The 22,240-nt window shown below is 53.8% G+C and carries 25 protein-coding genes; 3 read left to right on the top strand and 22 right to left on the bottom strand.

The features are described from left to right. Window positions 1-41: 41 nt before the first annotated feature. Window positions 42-1,352 carry a DEAD/DEAH box helicase gene (locus tag BJQ97_RS05445; RefSeq protein WP_160155806.1) on the bottom strand — a complete coding sequence of 437 codons (1,311 nt, stop codon included), beginning with the start codon at window positions 1,350-1,352 and terminating at the stop codon, window positions 42-44. A gap of 385 nt (window positions 1,353-1,737) precedes the next feature. Between BJQ97_RS05445 and vrrA the strand changes: the two genes are divergently transcribed. Both vrrA and BJQ97_RS05435 read left to right on the top strand, forming a co-directional pair. Then, window positions 1,738-2,268 (top strand): VrrA/YqfQ family protein, encoded by a 531-nt coding sequence (gene vrrA, locus BJQ97_RS05440; RefSeq protein WP_160155805.1) that lies wholly within the window; start codon window positions 1,738-1,740, stop codon window positions 2,266-2,268. 122 nt (window positions 2,269-2,390) lie between these two features. Beyond that, window positions 2,391-3,341 carry a 4-hydroxy-3-methylbut-2-enyl diphosphate reductase gene (locus tag BJQ97_RS05435; RefSeq protein ID WP_012820514.1) on the top strand — a complete coding sequence of 317 codons (951 nt, stop codon included), beginning with the start codon at window positions 2,391-2,393 and terminating at the stop codon, window positions 3,339-3,341. 81 nt (window positions 3,342-3,422) lie between these two features. Here the strand turns inward: BJQ97_RS05435 and BJQ97_RS05430 are convergent, their stop codons facing one another. From BJQ97_RS05430 to rpsU, 20 genes are all read right to left on the bottom strand, one after another. Beyond that, window positions 3,423-4,544, bottom strand: coding sequence for a Nif3-like dinuclear metal center hexameric protein (locus BJQ97_RS05430; RefSeq protein ID WP_160155804.1), 1,122 nt, complete (start codon window positions 4,542-4,544; stop codon window positions 3,423-3,425). Beyond that, window positions 4,541-5,245: a tRNA (adenine(22)-N(1))-methyltransferase gene (locus tag BJQ97_RS05425; protein WP_160155803.1), complete on the bottom strand. Its 705-nt coding sequence runs from the start codon at window positions 5,243-5,245 to the stop codon at window positions 4,541-4,543. The genes BJQ97_RS05430 and BJQ97_RS05425 overlap by 4 nt, the downstream gene beginning before the upstream one ends. A gap of 144 nt (window positions 5,246-5,389) precedes the next feature. After that, window positions 5,390-5,752, bottom strand: a complete 363-nt coding sequence (gene cccA, locus BJQ97_RS05420) for a cytochrome c550 (protein ID WP_014196364.1) — start codon at window positions 5,750-5,752, stop codon at window positions 5,390-5,392. 108 nt (window positions 5,753-5,860) lie between these two features. Further along, window positions 5,861-6,376: a hypothetical protein gene (locus BJQ97_RS05415; protein WP_160155802.1), complete on the bottom strand. Its 516-nt coding sequence runs from the start codon at window positions 6,374-6,376 to the stop codon at window positions 5,861-5,863. 73 nt (window positions 6,377-6,449) lie between these two features. Next, window positions 6,450-7,577: an RNA polymerase sigma factor RpoD gene (gene rpoD, locus BJQ97_RS05410; RefSeq protein WP_011231962.1), complete on the bottom strand. Its 1,128-nt coding sequence runs from the start codon at window positions 7,575-7,577 to the stop codon at window positions 6,450-6,452. 34 nt (window positions 7,578-7,611) lie between these two features. Then, on the bottom strand, window positions 7,612-9,408 hold the full coding sequence (gene dnaG / locus BJQ97_RS05405; RefSeq protein ID WP_160155801.1) for a DNA primase: 1,797 nt from the start codon (window positions 9,406-9,408) through the stop codon (window positions 7,612-7,614). A gap of 532 nt (window positions 9,409-9,940) precedes the next feature. After that, the gene (locus tag BJQ97_RS05400) at window positions 9,941-10,741 is read right to left on the bottom strand and encodes a pyruvate, water dikinase regulatory protein (RefSeq protein WP_160155800.1); all 801 of its coding nucleotides are present in this window, start codon (window positions 10,739-10,741) and stop codon (window positions 9,941-9,943) included. 21 nt (window positions 10,742-10,762) lie between these two features. Then, complete coding sequence (ccpN, locus tag BJQ97_RS05395) at window positions 10,763-11,386, bottom strand: transcriptional regulator CcpN (RefSeq protein WP_268892817.1); 624 nt, start codon at window positions 11,384-11,386, stop codon at window positions 10,763-10,765. Between the two features lie 73 nt (window positions 11,387-11,459). Next, a complete protein-coding gene (gene recO / locus BJQ97_RS05390; RefSeq protein ID WP_160155798.1) occupies window positions 11,460-12,248 on the bottom strand; it encodes a DNA repair protein RecO in 789 nt (262 codons plus the stop codon). A 31-nt stretch (window positions 12,249-12,279) separates the two neighbouring features. After that, complete coding sequence (locus BJQ97_RS05385) at window positions 12,280-12,423, bottom strand: YqzL family protein (RefSeq protein WP_160155797.1); 144 nt, start codon at window positions 12,421-12,423, stop codon at window positions 12,280-12,282. A gap of 101 nt (window positions 12,424-12,524) precedes the next feature. Next, entirely contained in the window at window positions 12,525-13,433 is a 909-nt protein-coding gene (gene era, locus BJQ97_RS05380) for a GTPase Era (RefSeq protein ID WP_160155796.1), read from the bottom strand. After that, window positions 13,426-13,824, bottom strand: coding sequence for a cytidine deaminase (locus BJQ97_RS05375; protein WP_160155795.1), 399 nt, complete (start codon window positions 13,822-13,824; stop codon window positions 13,426-13,428). Before BJQ97_RS05375 ends, era begins: the two co-directional genes overlap by 8 nt. Window positions 13,825-13,946: 122 nt before the next feature. Further along, complete coding sequence (locus BJQ97_RS05370) at window positions 13,947-14,300, bottom strand: diacylglycerol kinase family protein (protein WP_044730799.1); 354 nt, start codon at window positions 14,298-14,300, stop codon at window positions 13,947-13,949. After that, window positions 14,300-14,770: an rRNA maturation RNase YbeY gene (gene ybeY / locus BJQ97_RS05365; protein ID WP_011231971.1), complete on the bottom strand. Its 471-nt coding sequence runs from the start codon at window positions 14,768-14,770 to the stop codon at window positions 14,300-14,302. The genes BJQ97_RS05370 and ybeY overlap by 1 nt, the downstream gene beginning before the upstream one ends. Then, window positions 14,767-16,869: an HD family phosphohydrolase gene (locus tag BJQ97_RS05360; protein WP_160155794.1), complete on the bottom strand. Its 2,103-nt coding sequence runs from the start codon at window positions 16,867-16,869 to the stop codon at window positions 14,767-14,769. The genes ybeY and BJQ97_RS05360 overlap by 4 nt, the downstream gene beginning before the upstream one ends. Window positions 16,870-16,918: 49 nt before the next feature. Then, window positions 16,919-17,881 (bottom strand): PhoH family protein, encoded by a 963-nt coding sequence (locus tag BJQ97_RS05355; RefSeq protein ID WP_160155793.1) that lies wholly within the window; start codon window positions 17,879-17,881, stop codon window positions 16,919-16,921. Between the two features lie 2 nt (window positions 17,882-17,883). Then, complete coding sequence (gene yqfD, locus BJQ97_RS05350; protein ID WP_160155792.1) at window positions 17,884-19,071, bottom strand: sporulation protein YqfD; 1,188 nt, start codon at window positions 19,069-19,071, stop codon at window positions 17,884-17,886. A gap of 15 nt (window positions 19,072-19,086) precedes the next feature. Further along, the gene (gene yqfC, locus BJQ97_RS05345) at window positions 19,087-19,371 is read right to left on the bottom strand and encodes a sporulation protein YqfC (protein WP_160155791.1); all 285 of its coding nucleotides are present in this window, start codon (window positions 19,369-19,371) and stop codon (window positions 19,087-19,089) included. 100 nt (window positions 19,372-19,471) lie between these two features. Continuing rightward, window positions 19,472-19,918, bottom strand: a complete 447-nt coding sequence (locus tag BJQ97_RS05340) for a GatB/YqeY domain-containing protein (RefSeq protein ID WP_011231976.1) — start codon at window positions 19,916-19,918, stop codon at window positions 19,472-19,474. Between the two features lie 29 nt (window positions 19,919-19,947). Beyond that, complete coding sequence (rpsU, locus tag BJQ97_RS05335) at window positions 19,948-20,121, bottom strand: 30S ribosomal protein S21 (protein WP_008879912.1); 174 nt, start codon at window positions 20,119-20,121, stop codon at window positions 19,948-19,950. A 183-nt stretch (window positions 20,122-20,304) separates the two neighbouring features. Between rpsU and BJQ97_RS05330 the strand changes: the two genes are divergently transcribed. Next, window positions 20,305-21,240 (top strand): Na/Pi symporter, encoded by a 936-nt coding sequence (locus BJQ97_RS05330; protein ID WP_160155790.1) that lies wholly within the window; start codon window positions 20,305-20,307, stop codon window positions 21,238-21,240. Here the strand turns inward: BJQ97_RS05330 and deoC are convergent. Further along, window positions 21,237-21,908, bottom strand: coding sequence for a deoxyribose-phosphate aldolase (gene deoC, locus BJQ97_RS05325; RefSeq protein ID WP_044730792.1), 672 nt, complete (start codon window positions 21,906-21,908; stop codon window positions 21,237-21,239). The genes BJQ97_RS05330 and deoC overlap by 4 nt on opposite strands. Window positions 21,909-22,240 lie beyond the last annotated feature (332 nt).

Raw genomic sequence — 22,240 nt, 5'->3', positions numbered from 1 at the left:
GTTCTTCTCTCCCTTTTCTTTGCGTTAAAGGCGGACGGCTATTATGATTTTTTGAAGCGGCCAAGCCGCTTTTTCTTCTTCTCCAGCTCCGCGCGCAGCTTTTTTTTGTAGCCCGGCTTCACTTGCTTCGTTTTTTTCAGTTTGGCAAAAAGCAACGCCAGTTCGTCATCCTTTTCGCCCGCCCGCTTGCTTCGCCGGTTCCACGGCGGCAGCTCCTTCCATTCCCCGCTCACGAGATCACGGTGAACAAACGAAATCCCCATTTTTTCCAATCGGGCAATCGCATCTTGATCAGACGGCTCGTAGATCGTCGCCGCAATGCCGCTATAGCCAGCGCGCGCCGTCCGTCCGGCGCGGTGAATATAAAACTGCAGATCATCAGGCAACTCGTAGTTAATGACGTGGCTGACGCCTTCAATATCGATGCCGCGCGCCGCCAAATCGGTCGCGACGACATATTGAAACTCCAAATGGCGGATGAGATTGATCATCTTTCTCCGCTCACGCGGCGTCAAATCGCCGTGCAGCACACCGACTTTCAACCCTTGCTCAGCGAGACGGTCGGCGACCTCGTCAGCCATTTTCCTTGTGTTGACAAATACGATGGCCAAATACGGGTTGTAGCTGAGGAGCACATCATGAAGAAGTTTTGTTTTCTCGCGTCCGCGCAGCGGGATGAGTACATGTTCGATGTTTTCGTTCGCCGTCTGTTTCGGATCGACGTGAACAAAGGTCGGGTTTTCCATATATTTTTTCAAAAACGGCTTCAGCTTTTCCGGAATCGTCGCTGAAAAGACGAGCATTTGCAAGTCTTTCGGCATCCGGGCGGCGATTTGGTCGACATCAGTGATAAAGCCCATATCAAGCATCAAGTCGGCTTCATCGACGACAAGGATGTGCGCTGTATGCACATTAAGCGCCTGCTCGCGGATGAAATCGTTGATGCGCCCTGGCGTGCCGATGACAATATGCGGCTGCACGTTGAGCTTTTCGAGCGCTTTTTGCTTATCCGTCCCGCCAATCAAGCAACGGGCGACGATCATTCGATCTTTCGGGCAAAACTTCGTGATTTTCAGCGTTTCGTGGTAAATTTGCGTCGCTAATTCGCGCGTCGGCGCCGTGATGACGGCTTGCACTTCGGCGCGTTCCGGTTTGATTTTTTCAATGATCGGCAATAAGTACGCATGTGTTTTTCCCGTTCCGGTTTGCGATTGGCCGACCATGCTTTCGCCGCGCAGCGCCCCCGGAATGATGCGCTCTTGAATTTCCGTCGGTTTATAAAAACGAAGCGTCTTGATCGCTTCAATGATAAACGGTTGAAACGGAAAACGAGCAAACTGCGTTTCGATCATCAAGCACCACTCCCTTCTATAATATAAATGCAACTGGAAGGTTTCCCATCTCGTTGGTCCAAAAGCGTGTCGTCTATGTTTCCGACTGTCGGCGACAAGCTTTGACGCGACGGAAGACCGAACAACCCACTGCTTCACAGACCCATGCATGGGTCTGGAAGCGATATTGTTCGGTCACCCGACAGTCGCTGCCTCCATAAAAGAGCGTAAACGTTAACGTTTCAAATGGCATATGGGCACCGCTTCGCCCGCTTCACCATTATAGCGAATCGCTGCCCCCTGCCGCAACTAAAGACGATGCGGCAACAAACCTTTCCCGCCTTGCCCGCATATTGTATGAAGGAGGACATTCGTTCATCCGCACGACCGAAAGGAGGCAACTGCTATGAGATACAGCCGGCCCCCGATGATGCCTTCTCCGTTTGCCGGAAGGCCGCCAGCCCCGTTCGCCCGCATGCCGGCGCCGCCTTTTGGCCCCAGCGGCCCCGGCGGCTTCTTGGCTCGCTTGTTTTCGCGCGGGCAGCCGCCGGCTGCTGCGTCATCTCCGTGGGGGCTGCCGATGCTGCAAAACGCCGCTAACACCGCCGCATCCAACACGGGCGGCGGCTTGGTTGGCATGTTAAACAACGTGCAAAAAATGCTCGGCATCGCGCAAAATGTCATGCCGATGGTGCAGCAGTATGGACCGCTCATCCGCAATCTTCCGGCGATGATCCGCATTTTCCGCGAGCTGAAACCGGCCGACGAAGGGGAAGGCGAAACAACGTCGGAAAGCGCACCAGCCAACGAAACGAAACAAAAGCCGGCCGCCAAGGCGCCAAAAAAACGCTCCGTTCCGCAGGCAAAGCGCGAAGAGCCGCAGGAAAAAGAAGCACCGGCCGCCCCGAAGCCGTCCAAGCCGAAACTGTATATCTAGTTTCTTTCCCCGCCCTAGCGCACCCGCTGTTTAGGGCGGTTATTCTTTGTCTTCTCCCCGGTGCTCCGATATAATGGAAGGTGAACAACCGCCGCACAAACGGCGGCAGGGAGGGAAATATGATGGAAGTGATTAAAATTACCCCTCGCGGGTATTGCTACGGGGTGGTCGATGCAATGGTCATCGCCCGCAACGCGGCGTTGGACCCATCTTTGCCGCGCCCGATTTACATTCTCGGCATGATCGTCCATAACAAGCACGTCACGGACGCGTTTGCCGAAGAAGGCATCATCACGCTCGATGGAGAAAACCGTTTGGAAATTTTGGAAAAAATCGACCATGGCACCGTCATTTTCACCGCCCACGGCGTCTCACCGGAAGTGAAAAAACGAGCGCTCGAAAAGGGACTTGTCACGATTGATGCGACATGCCCCGATGTGACAAAAACGCATCGGCTCATCGAACAAAAGCTCGCCGATGGCTACGATATCATCTATATCGGCAAAAAAGGACACCCGGAACCGGAAGGAGCGGTCGGCATCAATCCGGAAAGGATCCATCTTGTGGAAACCATCGATGATGTCGAACGGCTGTCCATTCACAATGAGCGCATCATGGTGACGAACCAAACGACGATGAGCCAATGGGACGTCGCCGACATCATGGCGAAAGTGAAAGAAAAATACCCGCACGTGGAAATGCATAAAGAAATTTGCCTCGCCACCCAGCTTCGACAAGAGGCGGTCGCTGAGCAGGCGAAGGAAGCCGATGTGACGATCGTCGTCGGCGACCCGCGCAGCAACAACTCGAACCGCCTCGCCCAAGTATCGGAAGAGATCGCCGGCACGAAGGCGTATCGCGTCGCCGATGTCACGGAAATCGACATCAACTGGATTAAAGATGCGAAAAAAGTTGCTGTCACCGCCGGCGCTTCCACCCCGACGCCGATTACGAAAGAAGTGATCGATTTTTTGGAGCAGTTTGACCCGAACGACCCATCGACATGGAAGCGGGAACGGAAAGTGCCGCTGCAAAAAATCTTGCCGAAAGTGAAAACAAAGAAAGAAGAGTGACGGTTGTTTCATCCATAAAGAGAGGCTGTCTTGGACAAACGGTTGAACCGCTCATCCAGGACAGCCTTTTTCGTTGGCCGTTCATACGAACTGAAACGGGTCGGTATGCACACTGGAAACGACCACTTCCACCTCCCATTGACGTTTCGCGAGCTCAGCGGTTAAGTAACGGGCTACGCCTTCTTTCATGATTTTTTCTACATTATGGCCTGGGTCGATGATATGAAGGCCGATCGCTTGGGCGTCATGGGCCGTATGATAATACACATCGCCGGTCACGTACACGTCCGCGCCAGCCGCCTTGGCTGCGCTGACAAACTTGTTTCCGTCCCCGCCAAGCACCGCGACCGTTTGCACGAGATCGTCCAGCCGGCCGACGACACGCACCGCCGGAACGGAAAACGCCGCTTTCACCTGTTCAGCGAAAGCGCGGAGCGTCACCGGCTGCGACAGCCGACCGACGCGGCCGAGACCGAAGCGTCGCCCTTCGTTCTCAAGCGGATACAGATCATACGCCACTTCCTCATACGGATGAACAGACAGCATCGCCTGAATCGCTTCCCGTTCAAGAGAGGCCGGCACGATCGTTTCGATGCGCACTTCCTCAACTTCCTCGAGCCGCCCTTGCTCGCCGATGAACGGCCGCGCCCCTTCGTGCGGCAAAAACGTGCCGACGCCGCGGCTGTTGAACGTGCAATGGCTGTAGCGGCCGATATGCCCGGCACCGGCATCGCCTAAAGCCTTCCGCACCCCCTCTGCATGCGTCACCGGTACATAAACAACGAGCTTTTTCAACGGTTCGGTATACGTTGGCACAAGCACAGTCGTATCGTTTAAGCCGAGCGCTTGGGCAAGCCAATCGTTAAGACCGCCATCGGCCACATCCAAATTCGTATGGGCGGCGTACACGGCAATGTCATGCTTGATGCATGCGGCGATCATCCGCCCGCGCCCATCATCAGTCAGCAATTGCTTCAGCGGGCGGTACAGCGGCGGGTGGTGGGCGATGATTAAATCCACTTGCTGATCGATCGCTTCGACAACGACATCTTCGAGCACATCAAGAGCAATCATCACTTTTTTGACCGGCTTGTTTAGCGTCCCGATTTGCAGACCGATCCGGTCTCCTTCCATTGCCAGCCGCTTTGGAGCGAGCTGCTCAAGAAGCTGAATGATTTCATAGCCGTACGGAACGCGGCTCATAGCAACGCCTCCTCCACCAATTGAACTTTTCTCTCCAGTTCGCGCTTTTTCCGCTCGGCCGCTTCACTTTGCCCTTTGGCCGTCAAATCAGCGATGATCCGTTTCCAATTTTCAATCTCGCGCTTCCACTTCTCGCGGAACACCTCGCTGTTTTCCCGGCGCAAAAACGGGCCAAGGAGCAGCTCCGCCTCAAGATGGCGGTAAGGCCGTCGGGGATCGCCGCGCTCGGCGACGAGCACTTCATAAATTTGCCCATCTTCTTTCAAAATGCGCTCAGCCACGAGCTCCCACCCATGATCAAGAAGCCAACAGCGAACAAGTTCCGCGCCGATGTTTGGTTGCAAAATGAGACGTTTGACACCGGCAAGCTTTTCCTTTCCGTCTCCCAAAATGCGGGCGATCAGCGCCCCACCCATGCCGGCGATCGTGATGCAGTTCACCTCCCCCGGGGCAAGAACCGAAAGCCCATCCCCTTTGCGCACGGAAATGAGATGAGAAAGCCCGGACTTCTCGACTTGCTGCTGCGCTGAGCGGAACGGTCCGTCCGCCACCTCGCCGGCAATGGCTTTTGATGCGTAGCCATGCAAGCAGGCATAGCAAGGCAAATACGCATGATCCGACCCGATGTCAGCAAGCACCGCCCCTTTAGGAATGAATGAAGCGACCGTTTCCAGCCGTTTCGACAAGCGAAATTCATTCATAGCACCGCAATGGCAACCAACCTTCCGCGACCTGCAGCGCGAAGGCGGTTCGCCTTCCCCTCCTTTCCTCTCCAGCACCGCGCGCCTCTATTGTACTAAACAAAACATCCCCTTGCCAAAAAGCAAAGGGATGTTCACCACCCATTATTTTAAACCGGCGAGCCATTTCGCCATGGCATCGGCTTTATCCGCCGGCACAAGCCCTGGCGGCATGTTGCCGCGCCCGTGTTGGATGACGTCTTTAATTTGGTCCATCGACAGCCGTTGCCCGACCCCTTTCAACGATGGACCGACGCCGCCTTCATAGTTTTGGCCGTGACAGCTGGAGCACGTTTGTTGGTAAAACTGCTCTGGGTTGAATTCGGCCGTTTGTTCCGTTTTTTCGCCGCCTTTTTTCTCTTTGGCCATTTCCTTCGCATCGCCTAGCCCTTTAAACGACAAGACAAACGTCAGCACAATCCCGAATGCCATGATGATGAAAAACGGGATGAGCGGATTGCGGTTCATCTCTTTTACCTCCCTTATGTATAATGAAGAACGCTGCAAACAATTTTATTTTACTGTAAATAATGGACAAGGAAAAGCCCTAAGTTGCCGAAATGGCAGCAACACGCCTCAGCGCCACCAGGCGACGGCGGCTACAAGCAACGCCCCGCTGACAGCGGCGAGCGAAAAGTAGCGAAGGTGAAGCAGGCGGCCGACAACAAACCAGAGAACACAGTTTCCGAGCACGACAGCTGCTAGCGCACCCGTTTGCCTAGGAAAATACCGATCGACCTCAAAAATGGATGCCACAAGCAAAATCCAAGCGCTTCCGATGAGCGGAAAGTGAAGGAGCTCTCGCTTGTTCCGCCACCGCCAACAAAAGAACAAGCAGGCAGCCAAAAAAAGGGCGAAAAGGAGCGTTTGCAAAACGAATGACAATTCAGTAAAATAAATGACAAGAGCAACGGCTGGAAGCAATAAACAGAGACCAGCGGCGAGCGAGCTGCGCCACCGTCGGCCGTGCGAACGAGCGTCTCCTTCCGTGTACAACGCGAGCAAATAGTCGCAATAATGTTCCGGCAGAAGGCGCGAACGCTTCCAATATTCGATTTCTTGGATGATCGTTTCCCGTCGTTGCCGATTCATAGATAGACCACCTTTCCCATAAAGAAAGAAAAAATAGTTTACTTCCGAAGAAGTAAACTATCGAACAAAACGGTCACTCTAAAAAGTCTTTCAGCCGTTTGCTGCGGCTTGGATGGCGCAGCTTGCGCAACGCTTTGGCTTCAATTTGACGGATGCGTTCGCGCGTCACGCCGAACACTTTGCCGACTTCTTCGAGCGTCCGCGTCCGTCCGTCGTCAAGCCCGAAGCGAAGGCGCAGCACATTTTCCTCGCGATCCGTCAGCGTATCAAGCACATCTTCGAGCTGCTCTTTCAACAGCTCGTAAGCAGCGTGCTCGGATGGCGATGTCGCGTCTTGATCTTCGATGAAATCGCCAAGATGCGAGTCATCTTCCTCGCCGATCGGCGTCTCGAGCGACACCGGTTCTTGAGCGATTTTCAAAATTTCCCGCACTTTTTCCGGCGTCAAATCCATTTCCTCGGCGATTTCTTCCGGCGTTGGTTCGCGCCCGAGGTCTTGGAGCAATTGCCGTTGGACGCGGATCAGTTTATTGATCGTCTCGACCATATGAACCGGGATGCGGATCGTCCGCGCCTGATCGGCGATCGCCCTTGTGATGGCTTGGCGGATCCACCACGTCGCGTACGTGCTGAACTTGTAGCCTTTCCGATAGTCAAACTTTTCGACCGCTTTGATCAGCCCCATGTTCCCCTCTTGAATCAAATCAAGAAAGAGCATGCCGCGGCCGACATACCGTTTGGCGATGCTGACGACGAGGCGGAGGTTCGCTTCCGTCAGCCGGCGTTTCGCTTCTTCATCGCCTTGCTCGATCCGTTTCGCCAGCTCGATCTCTTCTTCCGCCGACAACAGCGGCACGCGGCCGATCTCCTTCAAGTACATGCGCACCGGGTCGTTGATTTTGACGCCGGGAGGAACGGACAAGTCATTTAAGTCGAATTCTTCCTCTTTGGCCAAGTCATCGATGTCGGGATCGGCCTCAAGGTCAGATTCGCTGATCACTTCAATGCCCTGCTCAGCGAGGTATTCATAATACTCATCCATCTGATCAGAGTCCAAATCAAAGCCAGACAACCGCTCAGCGATTTCCTCATAGGTGAGAATCCCTCGCTTTTTGCCGAGCTCAGCGAGTTGCTCTTTCACTTGTTCAAGCGATTCGCCGGCAGCTTCAGCCTGCTTTGATTGGGCTGGTTTTTCAGCCATTTCATTACCTCCTTTAAAAGCTCATACCACCATGTTATGAAGAAGATAACATTTTTTTCATCTCAATCATCTCTTTCGCGATGCGAGCGGCCGTCAAAAAGTCTTTTCTTCGCTCCGCTTCCGTCTTTTCTTGCTCTTTTTCCTTTAGCATTAACCATTTCGGGTGATTCAACACATGCCGGATGCAATCGGCAAGCTCCCGCTCGGAAACGTCGTCTGCGACCAATAAAAGCGACAGCTCGCTCGCCAGCGTCCGCAACTCGCCAGGAAGCCGAGACATGAGCGCGCTGGGGTCGGCTTCATGCCCCTCTTCGTAAAAGGCGTAAATGTAAGCAGCCAACGCCCGATGCTCTTCGATATTAAATCGGCCGCCGACCTGCTCCTGAACAAAGAGCGCCACCTCGCGGCTCCGCATCATATGGGCAAGCAGCAACCGCTCGGCATTTTGAAAGGCCGGAAGCAATTTTTTCGTCAATGCCGGCTGGACCGGTTTTCCGTCGTTGTTCACCTGCGGCTTTGGCTGTTCCGGTTTGGAGCGGGACAACTGCTCGTAAAGCGCGGAGAGCGACAGCGAAAACTCATCCGCAAGCTGGCGCATATAATAATCTTTTTCCACCGGGCTTGACAGCTTGCTGATTTCTCGGAGCGCTTCCTCGATATAACGGAGCCGGTCGCCTTCTTCCTGCAAATTTTTTTTCCGCCGCAAATAGTCCATTTTAAACGCCATGAGCGGCCGGGCGGCGGCGATCTCTTCGGCAAAACGGCCGGCGCCGCCAGTGCGTATATATTCATCTGGATCCAGCCCGTCCGGGAGCAACGCTACCTTCACGCGGCACCCGAACGCGCTCAATTGTTCGGCGGCGCGCCAGGCGGCTTCCGTTCCGGCGCTGTCGCCGTCATAACAAATCGTGACCGTTTCAGCATGGCGGCGCAAAATGCGTGCCTGCTCCTCGGTCAGCGACGTTCCCATCGTTGCCACCACATAGTCGACGCCAGCCTGCACGGCAGAGATAACATCGGCAAACCCTTCAACGAGCAACGCCTCTTGACGCTTGCGGATTGACACGCGCGCCTCGTGAAAAAAATACAAAAGCGTGCCCTTGCGGAAAATCGGCGTTTCTGGGCTGTTCATGTACTTTGGTTGCCCGTCGCCGAGCAGACGGCCGGAAAAACCAACCGTCTCGCCGCGATGATCATGGATCGGAAACATAATCCGATTCCGGAAACGGTCGACGTATCGCCCGTCTTCTTTTTTCACCAACAAGCCCGCCTTTTCCATCAACACCAACGGAAACGAACGGCTCTCCAGCAGCTTGACGGCGGCATCAGGAACATCCGGCGCATAGCCGATTTCAAATCGGTCGATCGTTTCTTTTGTCCACCCGCGCGCCCGCAAATAGTCGAGCGCGGCTTGTCCTTCTTTTGTATGAACAAGCAAATGATGGTAAAATCGTTTCAACAACGTGTGGGCTTCCACCATCGCCTTCGCCTCATCGGCTCGGCTGCCATCACTCCCGCGGCTGTCCAGCTCGTAGGCGGACAAGTCGATCCCTGCCTTGGCCGCAAGGCGTTTCGCCGCTTCCACAAACGGAATGCCTTCGATATCCATTAAAAACGTAAAGGCATTCCCCCCTGCCCCGCAGCCGAAGCAGTGGAAAATTTGCTTTTCTGGGGAAACGGAAAACGATGGCGTCTTTTCACCGTGAAACGGGCATAAGCCAAAATAGTTGCGGCCTTGCTTTTTCAACTGGACGTATTCGCCAATGACGTCAACGATGTCAACGCCGCGGCGGATGGCTTCAATCGTTTCCTCGGGAATGCGATGTCCCATACGAACAACCCCGTATCGTATTTATTCTCGGCAGCAAGCCGATTTTCCTTTCCATTTCGACAAATTTTTTCAAAACGTTCTCTTCGCCCCCTTGCCCGTAAAATCGGCTGGCTTGATCCTCCGCTTCCCGCCCCTCAGCCCCCCGTCTGGACAAAGATTCATCAGAGCGGTGCATCTCGAAGATGCGCTTCGGTATATTATATTTCAGCAAGAAAAAGAAAATTTCACTTTTTTCTTGACGATCTCGTGCAACAGATGATCGTGCTCATAAAGCAAGGGTTTCCTTACACCCCCTATTATTCTACACCATCGCAAAAAAATCCTGCTTTTTTGCCGAATGATTGACAACTTTGTCGAAAATCTTTTTTTCGTTCTTCTTGACAAGCGGCTATAAATAGTTTACTCGTCTCATGGCCGCTCTAAACCTATATAGGTCATTTTTCTCGCAATTTTTTATTATAATATAAGTCACGGCAATATGCCATAAGAAAACGCACGACTCTAATCAAGAAATCGTGCGGATGAGGCGAAGCTAGCGCTTCAACTTTTTCATAATGATGCTCGCCGTCTCTTCGACCGCCTTGTTGGTCACATCGATGACGTCGCAGCCGATTTTTTTCACGACTTTTTCAAAATAAGCGAGCTCCTCTTTGATTCGATCCATATTGGCGTAAATCGCTTGGTCGTTCAGGCCGAGCGATTTCAGCCGCTCGCGGCGGATCGAAAGCAGTTTATCCGGACTGATTTTCAAGCCGAAGCATTTCCCCGGACCAACTCGAAACAGCTGCTCCGGCGGCTCGACCTCTGGAACGATCGGCACATTCGCCACCTTCAGCCGCTTATGCGCCAAATATTGCGACAGCGGTGTTTTCGATGTACGGGATACGCCGATGAGCACGATATCAGCGCGCAAAATGCCGCGCGGGTCGCGCCCGTCATCGTATTTGACGGCAAATTCGATCGCTTCGATTTTTTTGAAGTAATCTTCGTCAAGCACGCGCACTTGACCCGGCTCATATCTTGGCGTCAGCTGGAACAAATTGCTCATCTTTTCAATGAGCGGACCGATGATATCGTATGCGACGACTCCTTCGCGCGCCGCTTCGGTGAGCAAGAATTCCCGCATCTCCGGAACGACGAGCGTAAACGCGATAATGGCGCGGTTCATTTTCGCTAAAGCGACGACTTCAGCCAATGTCGTTTTATCTTCCACGTACGGGACGCGTTTCACTTGAATCGGCGAGGCGTGAAACTGGCTGGCCGCCGCTTTGACGACAAGCTCGGCTGTTTCCCCGCCGGAATCGGATACGACGTAAACAAGGCGCTGGTTCATTCTTCTCCTCCTTTGTTTGGATTAGTCCTCTTTGGCTAGCGACACGAATGCTTTCGTTATATTCGTTTTCGTAATACGGCCGATCACTTCATATCCCTTCTCCCTTTTGCGCACGACGGGCATGGCATCAATCTGTTTTTCAATCAGCTGTTCAGCCACGTCAATGAGCGAGTCGTCCTTGTAGCAAACGGCGATGTTCGGCATCCGCGTCATAATAATATTGACCGGAATCGCTGTCAGTTCCTGCTTGCCAAGGCTTGCGCGCAACAAATCTTTGCGCGACAGCACCCCGGCAAGCAACGACTCGTCATCGACGACAAACAGCGTGCCGACGTCCTCTAGAAACATCGTGACGATCGCATCATAGACGCTCACATTCTCATTGACGACAACCGGAATCGATTGGTAATCCTCGACCTTCATCTTTTTCATTTTATCGGCGAACAGCTGCTTGCCGGTTTTTCCGGTATAGAAGTAACCGACGCGCGGCCGCGCTTCCAAGTAGCCAGCCATCGTCAAGATGGCCAAATCCGGCCGCAGCGTCGCCCTCGTCAAGTTCAGTTTCTCAGCGATGCTTTCTCCGGTGATCGGCCCGTAGTCTTTCACAATTTGCAAAATCTGTTCTTGGCGTTTATTTAGTTCGATCGTCGTTCACCACCTTGCCAAAAAAAGGTCCCACACGCTATCCCTCTCATTTATATTATACTACACGCCCCATTCACAATGAAAATGATGCTCCTTGCCCTCCGTCGGGGCTGAGCTTGTCTTTCAATTCACCAACTTGCTGCAAAAAACGCTTCGTCTTCAGCGACAGGCCGGCATATTCATCATAATAGGCGGACAATACGGCGCCCAGCTCCAACTTTGTGCTTTCTTTCACCGATATGGACCCAAGCCGAGCAAGATCGATATGAAAAAAGAGGCGCAACAGCCGGACGGAAGCCGCAGAGAGCGGGAACCGATGGGGATCGGACGCCTCGCAGCGATGGCAAAGGAAGCCCGCCTCCTTGACGGAAAACGAGAAGCGCCCCTCCGTCGCCCCGCAGCGGGCACAACGGTCCAACACCGGCGGAATGCCAAGCACTGCAAGCATTTTCATTTCGTAAATGAACGTCAAAATCTCTAAATCGAGCCCTTCGCTCATATATTGTAGTGTCTGCAAAAGAAGCTCAAACAAGTACGGATTGCGCTTTTGCTCTTCCGTGCTTTTGTCGGTGAGCTCTACAATATACACCGCATAGGCGGCGGCAAACAAATCTTCGCGCAGCGCCCGCATCGAATCGATGAGCTCTCCCTGGTGAAGAACGCCGACGCCGCGGCTGCGGCGGATGACATAATGGCCGTATGAGAGCGGCTGGGTAACAGCAGAAAGGCGGCTGCTTGGCTTTTTCGCTCCCCTTGCCATCGCAGCCACCTTTCCCCATTCTCGGGTAAACAATGTGACAATTTTATTTGTTTCGCCATAATCGATCGTCCGCATGACGATCGCTTCACACGTTTCGAACATCCCATCACCACCGCTTCTACCAACAACGATACTACGAGATCGGCTGGTCGATTTCTTTTTGTTCAGCGTTTTGCTCTTCACCGACAAACTGTTGCTCGCGTTCCAACTCTTTAAATAGGAGATACGTGTCGATATTGCCTGTTTGGCTAAACAGCTTCCACGTAAACTCAAGCATGGAATGACACCTCTTTCCGCCTGCAGGCATTGCGTATTGGTGGTCTACCTATAGGTTGGCTCAGGCAAAAACGGTTTATGTCGCGTAAAATTTTCTAACCGTCAATACTCGTCTTCACGGAACCCGAAATCACGCAGCTGCGCCAGACGGTTGCGCCAGTCTTTTTGCACTTTGACCCACAGCTCCAAAAACACTCTTGACCCAAGCAGCGCTTCGATGTCAGCGCGCGCCCGCTGCCCGATTTCCTTCAGCATCCGGCCTTGCTTGCCAATGATGATTCCTTTTTGTGAATCGCGCTCCACCACGATCACCGCGCTAATGTACACCGTTCCTGATCCTTCCCTCCGCTCGATGCGTTCGACGACGACAGCGATCGAGTGCGGAACTTCCTCGCGCGTCAAATGAAGCGCTTTCTCGCGAATAAGCTCGGCGATGATAAACTGCTCAGGATGGTCCGTAATCTGGTCCGGCGGATAATATTGCGGCCCTTCCGGCAGCCGCTCTTTAATTTGCTCAAGCAGGCGGTCGATATTGTTCCCTTCAAGCGCCGAAATCGGCACGATTTCAGCAAACGGGTGCAAATCTTTGTATCGGTCAATGAGCGGCAACAATTCATCCGGATGGACGCGGTCAATCTTATTGATGACTAAAAACACCGGAGTGTCCACTTCTTTCAGCCGTTCGATGATGAACGCCTCACCGCGCCCAAATCCTTCCTCGGCATTGACCATAAACAAAATCAAATCGACTTCGCGAAGCGCATTGAGCGCCACTTTCATCATAAAGTCGCCGAGCTTATGCTTCGGCTTATGCACTCCAGGCGTGTCGATAAAGATGATCTGCGCGTCATCGTCCGTGTACACGCCTTGAATCTTATTGCGCGTCGTTTGCGGTTTATCGCTCATAATCGCGATTTTTTGCCCGATGACGCGGTTTAAAAACGTCGATTTTCCTACGTTTGGTCTTCCGATAATGGCAACAAATCCTGATTTGTATCCTTCTTTACGCATGCAAATCCTCCGCTGAAAAAGCTTCTGGCAGCAATTCGCTGACTGTCATGACTTTCACATCGCCTTTGAGATTGGCTAAAATGACTTTCATATCGCCGTGGCAAAGTTCGGCGATCACTTGGCGGCATGCGCCGCACGGCGGCACCGGGCGGGGAGTGTCGGCGACGACCGCAAGAGCAGTGAATTCCTTCTCCCCTTCCGAATATGCCTTAAACAACGCGGTCCGCTCCGCACAATTGCACACGCTGTAGGCGGCGTTTTCAATGTTGCAACCGCGGTACACACTGCCGCCTTTCGTCAACAGCGCGGCGCCGACTGGAAACTTCGAGTACGGCACGTAGGCGAGTTCGCGCGCTTTCTTCGCTTCGGCAATGAGCTGCTCAATCTCCACGAGTGACTCTTCCTTTCCTGCAAGCAAACGCTGCTTTCTTTTATTTTACAAAAAAACGCCATCCATTTCATCATTTGAAATCAAAATGTAACAGAAAAATTAGAATTTTCTATCCCGTTTGTTTAGCGAAGATGCGGCCAAAACAACAAAAGGCCGATCACAACCGCAAATCCGGCCGCCGCGAGCACCGCCGCGGCAGCGATGTCTTTCGCCGCTTTCGCCAACGGATGAAACTCACCCGTCGCCAAATCGACGGCGCGCTCAATAGCCGTGTTGACGAGCTCAAGCACAATGACCGTGCCGACCGCCATGAGCAGCACGATCCACTCCCAGCGCGACAGCCCAACGACCCACCCGGCGGCAAAGGCGACAACAGCAGCCGACAAGTGGAAGCGCAAATGAGCTTCCTCTTTCACCGCCGCCTTCATTCCCGCCCATGCCCAAGCAAACCGGTCTCGCTCTCGTTTGCCGCGCATTATCTTGTCAACCCGAACCTCGCCAAGATATCTTCCTGCTTGGCGAACATGACGCGCTCTTCCTCTTCTGTCCCATGATCGTAACCAAGCAGGTGCAAGAAACCGTGCACAGCCAAAAAACCGAGCTCGCGCATAAACGAATGCCCATAGGCTGCCGCCTGCTCTTTCGCCTTCGGAATCGAAATGACGATATCGCCGAGAACCGGCGGCATATCAGCACCGACGATGTGAACCTCTTCTTCCCCTTCCTCCTCAAGAGCAAACGAAAGCACATCGGTCGGCGCATCTTTGCCGCGATAGTCGCGATTCATCGCGCGGATGCGTTCGTTGTCCACAAATGTGACGCTCACCTCCGCTCCGTCCGGCACGTTTTCAAGGGCGGCCGCCTCGGCGAGCAGCCGCTCGATCGTCTCGATTTGCTCAGCGGTCACCTCGTTTGTTTCATCTAGAAAATCAATGTGAATGGTCATGCATGCTTCACCTTTTCCTTTCGTACTTCTGGGTATTCGATGCGCGAATGGAAGACGCCGTTTAAAGTCTCGCAAAGCGAACGGGCGACGAGTTCCAGCTCCTTCAGCGTAATGTCGCACTCGTTCAGCTGGTTGTCCTGCAAGCGATCAGCGATGATCGACCGAACGACCTTCTCGATTTTTTCCGGCGACGGGTTGGACAGCGAGCGAACAGCCGCTTCGACGCTGTCGGCGATGTTGATGACCGCCGCTTCTTTCGTCTGCGGCTTCGGCCCAGGATAACGAAACTCCGCTTCCGAGACAAACTCGGTTTGCTCGCGCACCTTATGATAAAAATACTTCAGCAGCGTCGTGCCGTGGTGCTGTTCGGCGATGTCGATGATCTCTTTCGGCAACCGGTGCTTGCGCAGCAAAGCGACGCCGTCGGCGACATGGGCGATAATAATATTTTTGCTCAACTGCGGCGACAAATGGTCATGCGGATTGCCGCCTATTTGATTTTCGATGAAATAGCGCGGCCGCTTCGTCTTGCCGATGTCATGGTAGTAGCAGGCGACGCGCGCCAGCAAGCCGTCGGCGCCGATCGCCTCGCACGCCGCTTCGGCCAAATTGGCGACCATAATGCTATGATGGTACGTCCCCGGCGCTTCAGTGAGCAGCTTGCGCAAGAGCGGGTGGTTCGGATTGGATAGTTCAATGAGCCGAAGCGGCGACAAAATGCCAAACGCCGCCTCCAACACCGGCAAGAGACCGATCGTCAAAATGGCAGAAAAAACCCCTGAGGCCGCGGCCATCAGCACCAACAAGCCGATTTCCGTCGGCGAATAGCGACCGTTTTTTAACAGCAACAGCGAAAAAAGCGAAACGATATTGACCGCGGCGACAAACACGCCGGCCCGCCAAATGTTCGCTTTCGCCAGCTCCTTTGGCAGACAAAACGTTCCGGCCAGACCGCCGGCAAGAAAGTAAACGATCAACGACACCGACACCGCGCCGGCCGTTCCTATTTCCTCATTGAACAGCAAACTGCCGCACACTGCTCCGATGATAGCCGTCATCATCGCGAGCCGCTCTCCGAGCAAAATGCGGACGAGCATCGGCCCGAACGCTGCTGGCACAAGGCAACCGATGGAAACAGCGCCGCTGGATGGAAGAAGGCGAATGAGCGCCATTGTCGTCATCATCAACGTAAAAATGGCTGTATAAAGCGACAGCTTTTCATTCGTCGTTTCCGTCCGAAAATAGTAAATGAGCGGAGCAAGCAACAACAAAACGAACACCAAAAGCCCAGCGGCGGTCCAAGACGGACGCCCGCTCCCAAGCAAGCCGACCAGCTCGAGCCGGCGGTAAACATCATTCGTAATAAACTGTCCTTCCTCGACGATCACTTGCCCTTGCAAAATTTTCACCGGCTTCACTTCATCCATCGCCTGCCGCCGTTTTTCTTCCGTCGCCGCCCGATCGTAGACGACGTTCGGAATGACCGCCTGTCGGGAAAGCTTCGCGACCGCCTCGCGAAGCGGCGGCGACAGCACAGCGTATTCAAGCTCTTTGGCCGCTTCCGCCCGTGCCGTGTCAAGTTCCGCTTGGGAAATGCGCTCGCTCATGACGGCATGCACCGCGGTCAAGGCAGCTTCCTTCGCCGTCTTGAGCTCCTCCGGCGAGGCGGCAAGCAGCCGTTGCCATTCAGCGGCAGACAAATAGGCAAGCCATTCCGGCGGCAGCCGTTCCTCAAGTTTGGCGATCATATCGCCGAGCGGGCGGTCCGGATCCGCCTCGTGCTGCACGCTTTCTATCGCGGCAAACAGCGAGGAAAGAAGCTCGACCCGATTTTCGGCATATTCTTTTTTTAACGTATAGACATCTGCTACTTTCGCCGCCGCCTCTTCTTTCAGCTTGGCGGTCGCCTCTTTGTCCTCGACCGTCACCGGCGAACGGATCGTTTCCTTAGCCACGTCAAACAGACGCAGCTCATACTGGCGAGGCTTCACTTGCCAATACAAAACAGCAAACAACAGAACGGCCAAAAGCAAAAACAGCCAAAAGCGGACAAAGCGGACTGTTTTTGTCCGCTCAAGAAAAAAACGAAACCTTCCCACCGGTTTTCCCCTCGCTTTGCAAGAAAAGACCGATCCCGTCGCTCTTGTTCTATAAGCCCGCCTCATCATAGGCGTCAATAATTTTCGCGACGAGCGGATGGCGAACGACATCCGACTGTTCCAAAAACACAAAGGCGATGCCGCCAATGGAGGCCAAAATGCGCTTGGCGACCGAAAGCCCTGATTCGACACCCTTCGGCAAGTCGACTTGGGAAATATCGCCGGTAATGACCATCTTCGAGCCGAAGCCGAGCCGGGTCAAAAACATTTTCATTTGCGCTGGCGTCGTATTTTGCGCCTCGTCAAGGATGACGAACGCATCCTCCAGCGTCCGGCCGCGCATGTAGGCGAGTGGGGCGATTTCAATCGTGCCGCGCTCAATCAACCGCTGCGTATACTCCGCTCCCAACACATCGTTTAAGGCATCATACAGCGGGCGCAAATACGGGTCAACCTTCTCTTTTAAGTCGCCTGGCAAAAAGCCGAGGCTTTCTCCGGCCTCAACAGCCGGACGAGTCAAAACGATGCGCTTGACGCTGCCATTTTTTAACGCCTTGACCGCCATGACGACCGCCAAATACGTTTTTCCGGTACCGGCTGGGCCGATGCCGAACGTCAAGTCGTACTGTTCAATTGCTGCAACATAATAGCGCTGGCCCAACGTTTTGACGCGGATCGGCTTCCCTTTGGCGTTTTTTGTAATCTCCTCGTCGTACAGCTGAACAAGGCCGTCAAGCGCTCCTTTTTTTGCAAGCTGAATGGCGTAAAGAACGTCGCGCTCACTGACCGCCGCCCCTTTGCGAATGACGACCAATAAATGGCGAAGCAATTCATCAACAAGCTGAACTTGCTGCGGCGCGCCGGAGACGTTGACCGTTTCCCCGCGCGTCACAATCGACACGCCGAGCTCTTCCTCGATCCGCTTTAAATGGATGTCATGAACGCCAAAGAGCGCCGCCGCTTCCTGCGGATTTCGCACATGTTGGCTGATCGTAACGAACTGCTCTGACATTCTCAATCTCCTTGGACGATGGGTTGTGGTACAGCAATATTTTCGATCACTTCGTAATGCAATTCTACCCTTACTTTACCATTCTCTTTCGCCTGATGCAAAATTTTTTCGCTGCGAATGGCCGCCTCCTCCGGCAATTTCGCCCGCAGTTCGCGGCGGGCGATCTCTTTCGCTTCCGCGAACGCTTCTTCCCACGTATAGCGCCGCTTCACTTCTTCCGCCTCGCGGATCGTGGTGCGCTCGTAATAGAGCGGCAAGTCCCATTTCCAAAAACGAAACGGCCGTTTTTCTGTCTCCACGATGGTATGAGCGAACACCGGCTTCTTCCATCCCCAAACGGGGATCAAAAGGCGCCCGATTCCGACATAATGCCGTTCGGTGAACTTGCCGGTCAACACATGAAACGTCGTCTCGAGCGGCAGGACGACCGTAGACTTGTACCATGTTTCGCCAAACACTTTCCCTGACGCCGGCACAAACTTTGTCCTCCCTTCAGCACCGATAATGCCAGAAACAAGCAGCTGGCCTTTTTGCACATAGTCGTTGACGGAAACGAGCGGTTGTCCCTCTTCAACGAACAAATCAGCGATGACCGCCTCTTTTTTTGCCACGAGGTGACGCGGCGGAATCGGTTTTTTCGGCTCCGGAATCTCTTTTTCAACGACGCGGAAGTGAAGCGACGTCCCTTTCCACTCAACGCCGACCCACGTGATGTCCGGAACGCGTTCCGTCAGCTTTTTTTGCAGCGTCTCCGGATCATCAAGCAGAAACTGAAATGCGCCGCGCTCGACTCCCATTCGCTTCAACTCGCGGGCAATTTGATGCTCCGTCTCTGGAGCCGCCCCTTTGATTTCGATCTTCCAAACAATGTTCGAAAGCAAAAACACAATCGCTATAAAAAGGAACAACCCGAGCCAAAACCCGCTGTTCTGCCAGGCTCGCCGCCAAAAAAACGGCAGCCCGGTTCTCCCGACAAACGAAAGTTTGCATTCGCTTTGCCGGGCGACATGGCGCAGCCGTTTCACGTCGCTGAGCTTAATGAAAAACGTCGCGGTATCCGCGCTATGCTTTTTCACGTTCCAGACGACAATCCCTTGGCGGACGCAGCTGTTGATCAACCGTTCGACCCCTTTCCCTCTCGCTTTGACCCGCACGCTGCCGGCGAGCGTGTCGACCCATTCGTTTTTCATCTCCGTTCCTCCTCGCTATTCATCTATATAAACGATTTGTCTGATTTTTCCTTCCAACAAAATTTCCTCCGGCAAAATCGTTTTAATCACAAACTGTTCGCCGCGGACGACGAGCTGTCCGTTCCGCAGCAAAAGGCGGAGCTCTTTATCGCTGAACGCGAGCAGCCCGCGGTGGTTTTCAATGTAAATATGTATGTGCCCAACCATCGTAATGCGGGGCAGGTCCATCATAATGTCGGCGGGAAGTTCAAGCTTTTCCGCCATCCACCGCTTCACCTGCTGGCGCCATTTTTTCACCATCCAAAAGAACCCCCTTTCATCTCATATGTATGAGACAAAAGGGGTTCTAGCACCGCTTTTCAAAAACAACGGGCCCGCCTGCCGGCAAGGCCCATTGCATTTATGACAGCTGTTGTTGGACAAGTTTGTTGACGAGCGAACCATCCGCTCTTCCTTTCACTTTCGGCATGATCGCGCCCATCACTTTTCCCATATCCGCTTTCGAAGAGGCGCCGACTTCCTTGATCGTCTGCTCGATCAATTCGCGCAGCTCGTCCTCTGTCAGCGGCGTTGGCATATACGATTGAACAATTTCAATTTCGGTTTTCACTTTTTCGACAAGATCTGAACGGCCAGCGTTTTCAAATTCTTGGAGGGAGTCTTTACGCTGTTTCAGTTCGCGAGAAAGAACCGTCAGCTCTTCGTCTTCCGAGAGCGGGCTTTTGCCGAGCTTGATCGCTTCGTTTTGCAGCGCCGCTTTCAGCATCCGGAGAACAGACAGTTTTTCTTTCTCCTTGTTTTTCATCGCCTGCTTCATATCGTCATTCAAACGATCGAGAAGACTCACCGATTATACACCCTCTTTAATGCATGCTCTTAGTGCTTGCGCTTTCTAGCCGCCTCAGATTTTTTCTTCCGTCTGACGCTTGGCTTTTCATAAAATTCGCGCTTTCTCACTTCTTGCAAAGTGCCCGTTTTCGAAACGGCACGCTTAAAGCGACGAAGAGCGTCGTCGATCGACTCATTTTTGCGAACGATCGTTTTGGACATCCTGCTTCCCTCCCTCCGAACAACAACCATTGCATATTGTACTTGTCAATTATAATACATGCCGACAGAAAAGGTCAATAAAAAAAGCAGCGGCGTCCTGCTGGCCCCTTCTTCCCCGCGCTGAAAAAACGGTCATCACCCGCGGACAAGGCCCATACATATAGGGTGAAAGGGGGATCACCCATGGGGTCGTTTCTGATGCTGTTTGCCATTTACACCGCTTTGTTTCTTCTTGGCATGTTTATGATGAAAGCTGGGCTTTACACGTTGTCCGCCCATCGGTTAAAACGGTGGCTCATGCGCTTTACCGCCACGCCGCTGCAAGGATTTGCCGCCGGTTTGGCGACGACCGCTCTTTTGCAAAGCAGCTCAGCGGTGATGGTGATGACGGTCGGCCTTGTCGCCGCCGGCTACTTGTCGTTCCGCCAATCGATCGGCATCATTTTAGGCAGCAATATCGGCTCGACGGTCACGACCGAGCTGATGACGCTTGATATCGGCGATGGCGCCATCCCACTTCTTGTCAGCGGCACGCTGCTTGTTTTTTTCGGCCGCCATCGCCTTGTTCTCGGCATCGGCATGACCACTGTCGGCCTCGCCGCTGTGATGTTTGCCATGGACGGCTTTGGCAGCCTCGCTAAACCGCTTGCCGCCTATCCGTTCGTTGATGCATGGCTTAAAGAAACGAACCGATCCGTCGCTGTCGGCCTTCTTGCCGGCATCGTCCTCACCGCTCTCGTCCACTCGAGCGCGGCAACGATCGGCATCGCCATGGGATTTTTAAACGAACAGCTGTTGACGCTGTCCGCGGCGATTGCTCTGTTGCTTGGCGCCAACATCGGTACGTGCATCACTGGACTTTTGGCTTCGATCGGCTCCAGCAAAGAGGCCCAGCTGACCGCCTACACCCATCTATGGCTGAACGTCGTCGGCGCCGCTTTGTTCGCCTTTTGGACCGAGCCGCTCGCCAGTTTTGCTGCTAGGCTCAGCCCAGCGCCTGATGTGCAGCTCGCTCATGTGAGTGTCTTGTTCAACGTCATTTGCTCAGTGGCGGCTCTTCCATTTGTCGGCGCCATCGAAAAGGTCATTCTGTTTTTGCATGACCGAAACCGGGCTTAGTAGTCAGCGCGGCCCGTCCTGCCGGTGACGATCGCCACCCCAGAGCTTGTGCCGATGCGCGTCGCGCCGGCGTTGATCATCGCCTCAGCGGTTTTCCAGTCGCGGACGCCGCCTGATGCTTTGACGCCTGCTCTGTCGCCGACCGTTTTCCGCATCAGCGCCACATCCTCCACCGTCGCACCTCCGCCCGAAAACCCGGTCGACGTTTTCACATAATCAGCGCCGGCTTTCACTGCGAGCTGGCAGGCGCGCACTTTTTCCTCATCGGTCAAAAGCGCCGTTTCAATGATCACTTTGACAAGCGACCTGCCAGCCGCCGCTTCGACAACCGCACGAATGTCGCGCTCGACAAGCTCGTCTTGTCCACTTTTTAACGCGCCGATGTTGATCACCATATCGACTTCGCGAGCGCCGTTTTCGATGGCGTTCGTTGTTTCAAACGCCTTTGTTTCCGGCGTCGTTGCCCCAAGCGGAAAGCCGATGACCGTGCAGACGCGGACATCCGTGCCGGAAAGCTCGCGCGCCGCCGTTTTCACCCACGTTGGGTTGACGCACACGGAAGCAAAGCCATATTGCTTTGCTTCCGTGCACAGTTGCACGATTTGTTGTTCCGTCGCTTCCGGTTTGAGCAGCGTATGATCGATCATTTTCGCGATATTCATCGTCATTCGGAGAAACCCCTTTCTGCCATTTCCGTCAAGATGGGAGGTCTGACGTCTACCATCATACCATGCTCCCTCGACAAAAACTAGCCTAGCCATCCGTATTGTCTCCGGAAAAAGACAGAAAAAACCCAGCAACTATATAGATGCAATTTGAAGCTTTACCATTTGCAACTTTCGCGACTGTCGGGAGACCGAACAACGCCGCTTCACAGACCGATGTATGGGTCTGTGAAGCTAGTAGTTGTTCGGTCTTCCGTCACGTCTAGACGTGACGGGGGCGAGCCTACGGCTTGCCTCGACAGTCGAAAAAATAAACGGCTTCTCCGCCAAGGATA

The organism is Geobacillus sp. TFV-3 (assembly GCF_009901865.1).
GTDB classification, from domain to species: domain Bacteria; phylum Bacillota; class Bacilli; order Bacillales; family Anoxybacillaceae; genus Geobacillus; species Geobacillus thermoleovorans_A.
The sequence above is the reverse complement of the archived record's forward strand: the minus strand, read 5'-3'. Positions and strand labels throughout refer to the sequence as shown.

What these genes read in the sequence shown, in the direction of transcription:
- yqfD (WP_160155792.1), bottom strand. Translation starts at nt 19,071, where the DNA reads ATGAAAAACGAATGGGTCGACACGCTCGCCGGCAGCGTGCGGGTCAAA.
- BJQ97_RS05445 (WP_160155806.1), bottom strand. Translation starts at nt 1,352, where the DNA reads ATGATCGAAACGCAGTTTGCTCGTTTTCCGTTTCAACCGTTTATCATT.
- recO (WP_160155798.1), bottom strand. Translation starts at nt 12,248, where the DNA reads ATGTTCGAAACGTGTGAAGCGATCGTCATGCGGACGATCGATTATGGC.
- BJQ97_RS05425 (WP_160155803.1), bottom strand. Translation starts at nt 5,245, where the DNA reads ATGAATGAATTTCGCTTGTCGAAACGGCTGGAAACGGTCGCTTCATTC.
- cccA (WP_014196364.1), bottom strand. Translation starts at nt 5,752, where the DNA reads ATGAACCGCAATCCGCTCATCCCGTTTTTCATCATCATGGCATTCGGG.
- BJQ97_RS05330 (WP_160155790.1), top strand. Translation starts at nt 20,305, where the DNA reads ATGGGGTCGTTTCTGATGCTGTTTGCCATTTACACCGCTTTGTTTCTT.
- ybeY (WP_011231971.1), bottom strand. Translation starts at nt 14,770, where the DNA reads ATGACCATTCACATTGATTTTCTAGATGAAACAAACGAGGTGACCGCT.
- rpsU (WP_008879912.1), bottom strand. Translation starts at nt 20,121, where the DNA reads ATGTCCAAAACGATCGTTCGCAAAAATGAGTCGATCGACGACGCTCTT.
- BJQ97_RS05385 (WP_160155797.1), bottom strand. Translation starts at nt 12,423, where the DNA reads ATGCTTGAGTTTACGTGGAAGCTGTTTAGCCAAACAGGCAATATCGAC.
- BJQ97_RS05435 (WP_012820514.1), top strand. Translation starts at nt 2,391, where the DNA reads ATGGAAGTGATTAAAATTACCCCTCGCGGGTATTGCTACGGGGTGGTC.
- BJQ97_RS05415 (WP_160155802.1), bottom strand. Translation starts at nt 6,376, where the DNA reads ATGAATCGGCAACGACGGGAAACGATCATCCAAGAAATCGAATATTGG.
- yqfC (WP_160155791.1), bottom strand. Translation starts at nt 19,371, where the DNA reads ATGGTGAAAAAATGGCGCCAGCAGGTGAAGCGGTGGATGGCGGAAAAG.
- dnaG (WP_160155801.1), bottom strand. Translation starts at nt 9,408, where the DNA reads ATGGGACATCGCATTCCCGAGGAAACGATTGAAGCCATCCGCCGCGGC.
- BJQ97_RS05370 (WP_044730799.1), bottom strand. Translation starts at nt 14,300, where the DNA reads ATGCGCGGCAAACGAGAGCGAGACCGGTTTGCTTGGGCATGGGCGGGA.
- BJQ97_RS05430 (WP_160155804.1), bottom strand. Translation starts at nt 4,544, where the DNA reads ATGAGCCGCGTTCCGTACGGCTATGAAATCATTCAGCTTCTTGAGCAG.
- vrrA (WP_160155805.1), top strand. Translation starts at nt 1,738, where the DNA reads ATGAGATACAGCCGGCCCCCGATGATGCCTTCTCCGTTTGCCGGAAGG.
- BJQ97_RS05355 (WP_160155793.1), bottom strand. Translation starts at nt 17,881, where the DNA reads ATGTCAGAGCAGTTCGTTACGATCAGCCAACATGTGCGAAATCCGCAG.
- era (WP_160155796.1), bottom strand. Translation starts at nt 13,433, where the DNA reads ATGCGTAAAGAAGGATACAAATCAGGATTTGTTGCCATTATCGGAAGA.
- deoC (WP_044730792.1), bottom strand. Translation starts at nt 21,908, where the DNA reads ATGACGATGAATATCGCGAAAATGATCGATCATACGCTGCTCAAACCG.
- BJQ97_RS05400 (WP_160155800.1), bottom strand. Translation starts at nt 10,741, where the DNA reads ATGAACCAGCGCCTTGTTTACGTCGTATCCGATTCCGGCGGGGAAACA.
- rpoD (WP_011231962.1), bottom strand. Translation starts at nt 7,577, where the DNA reads ATGGCTGAAAAACCAGCCCAATCAAAGCAGGCTGAAGCTGCCGGCGAA.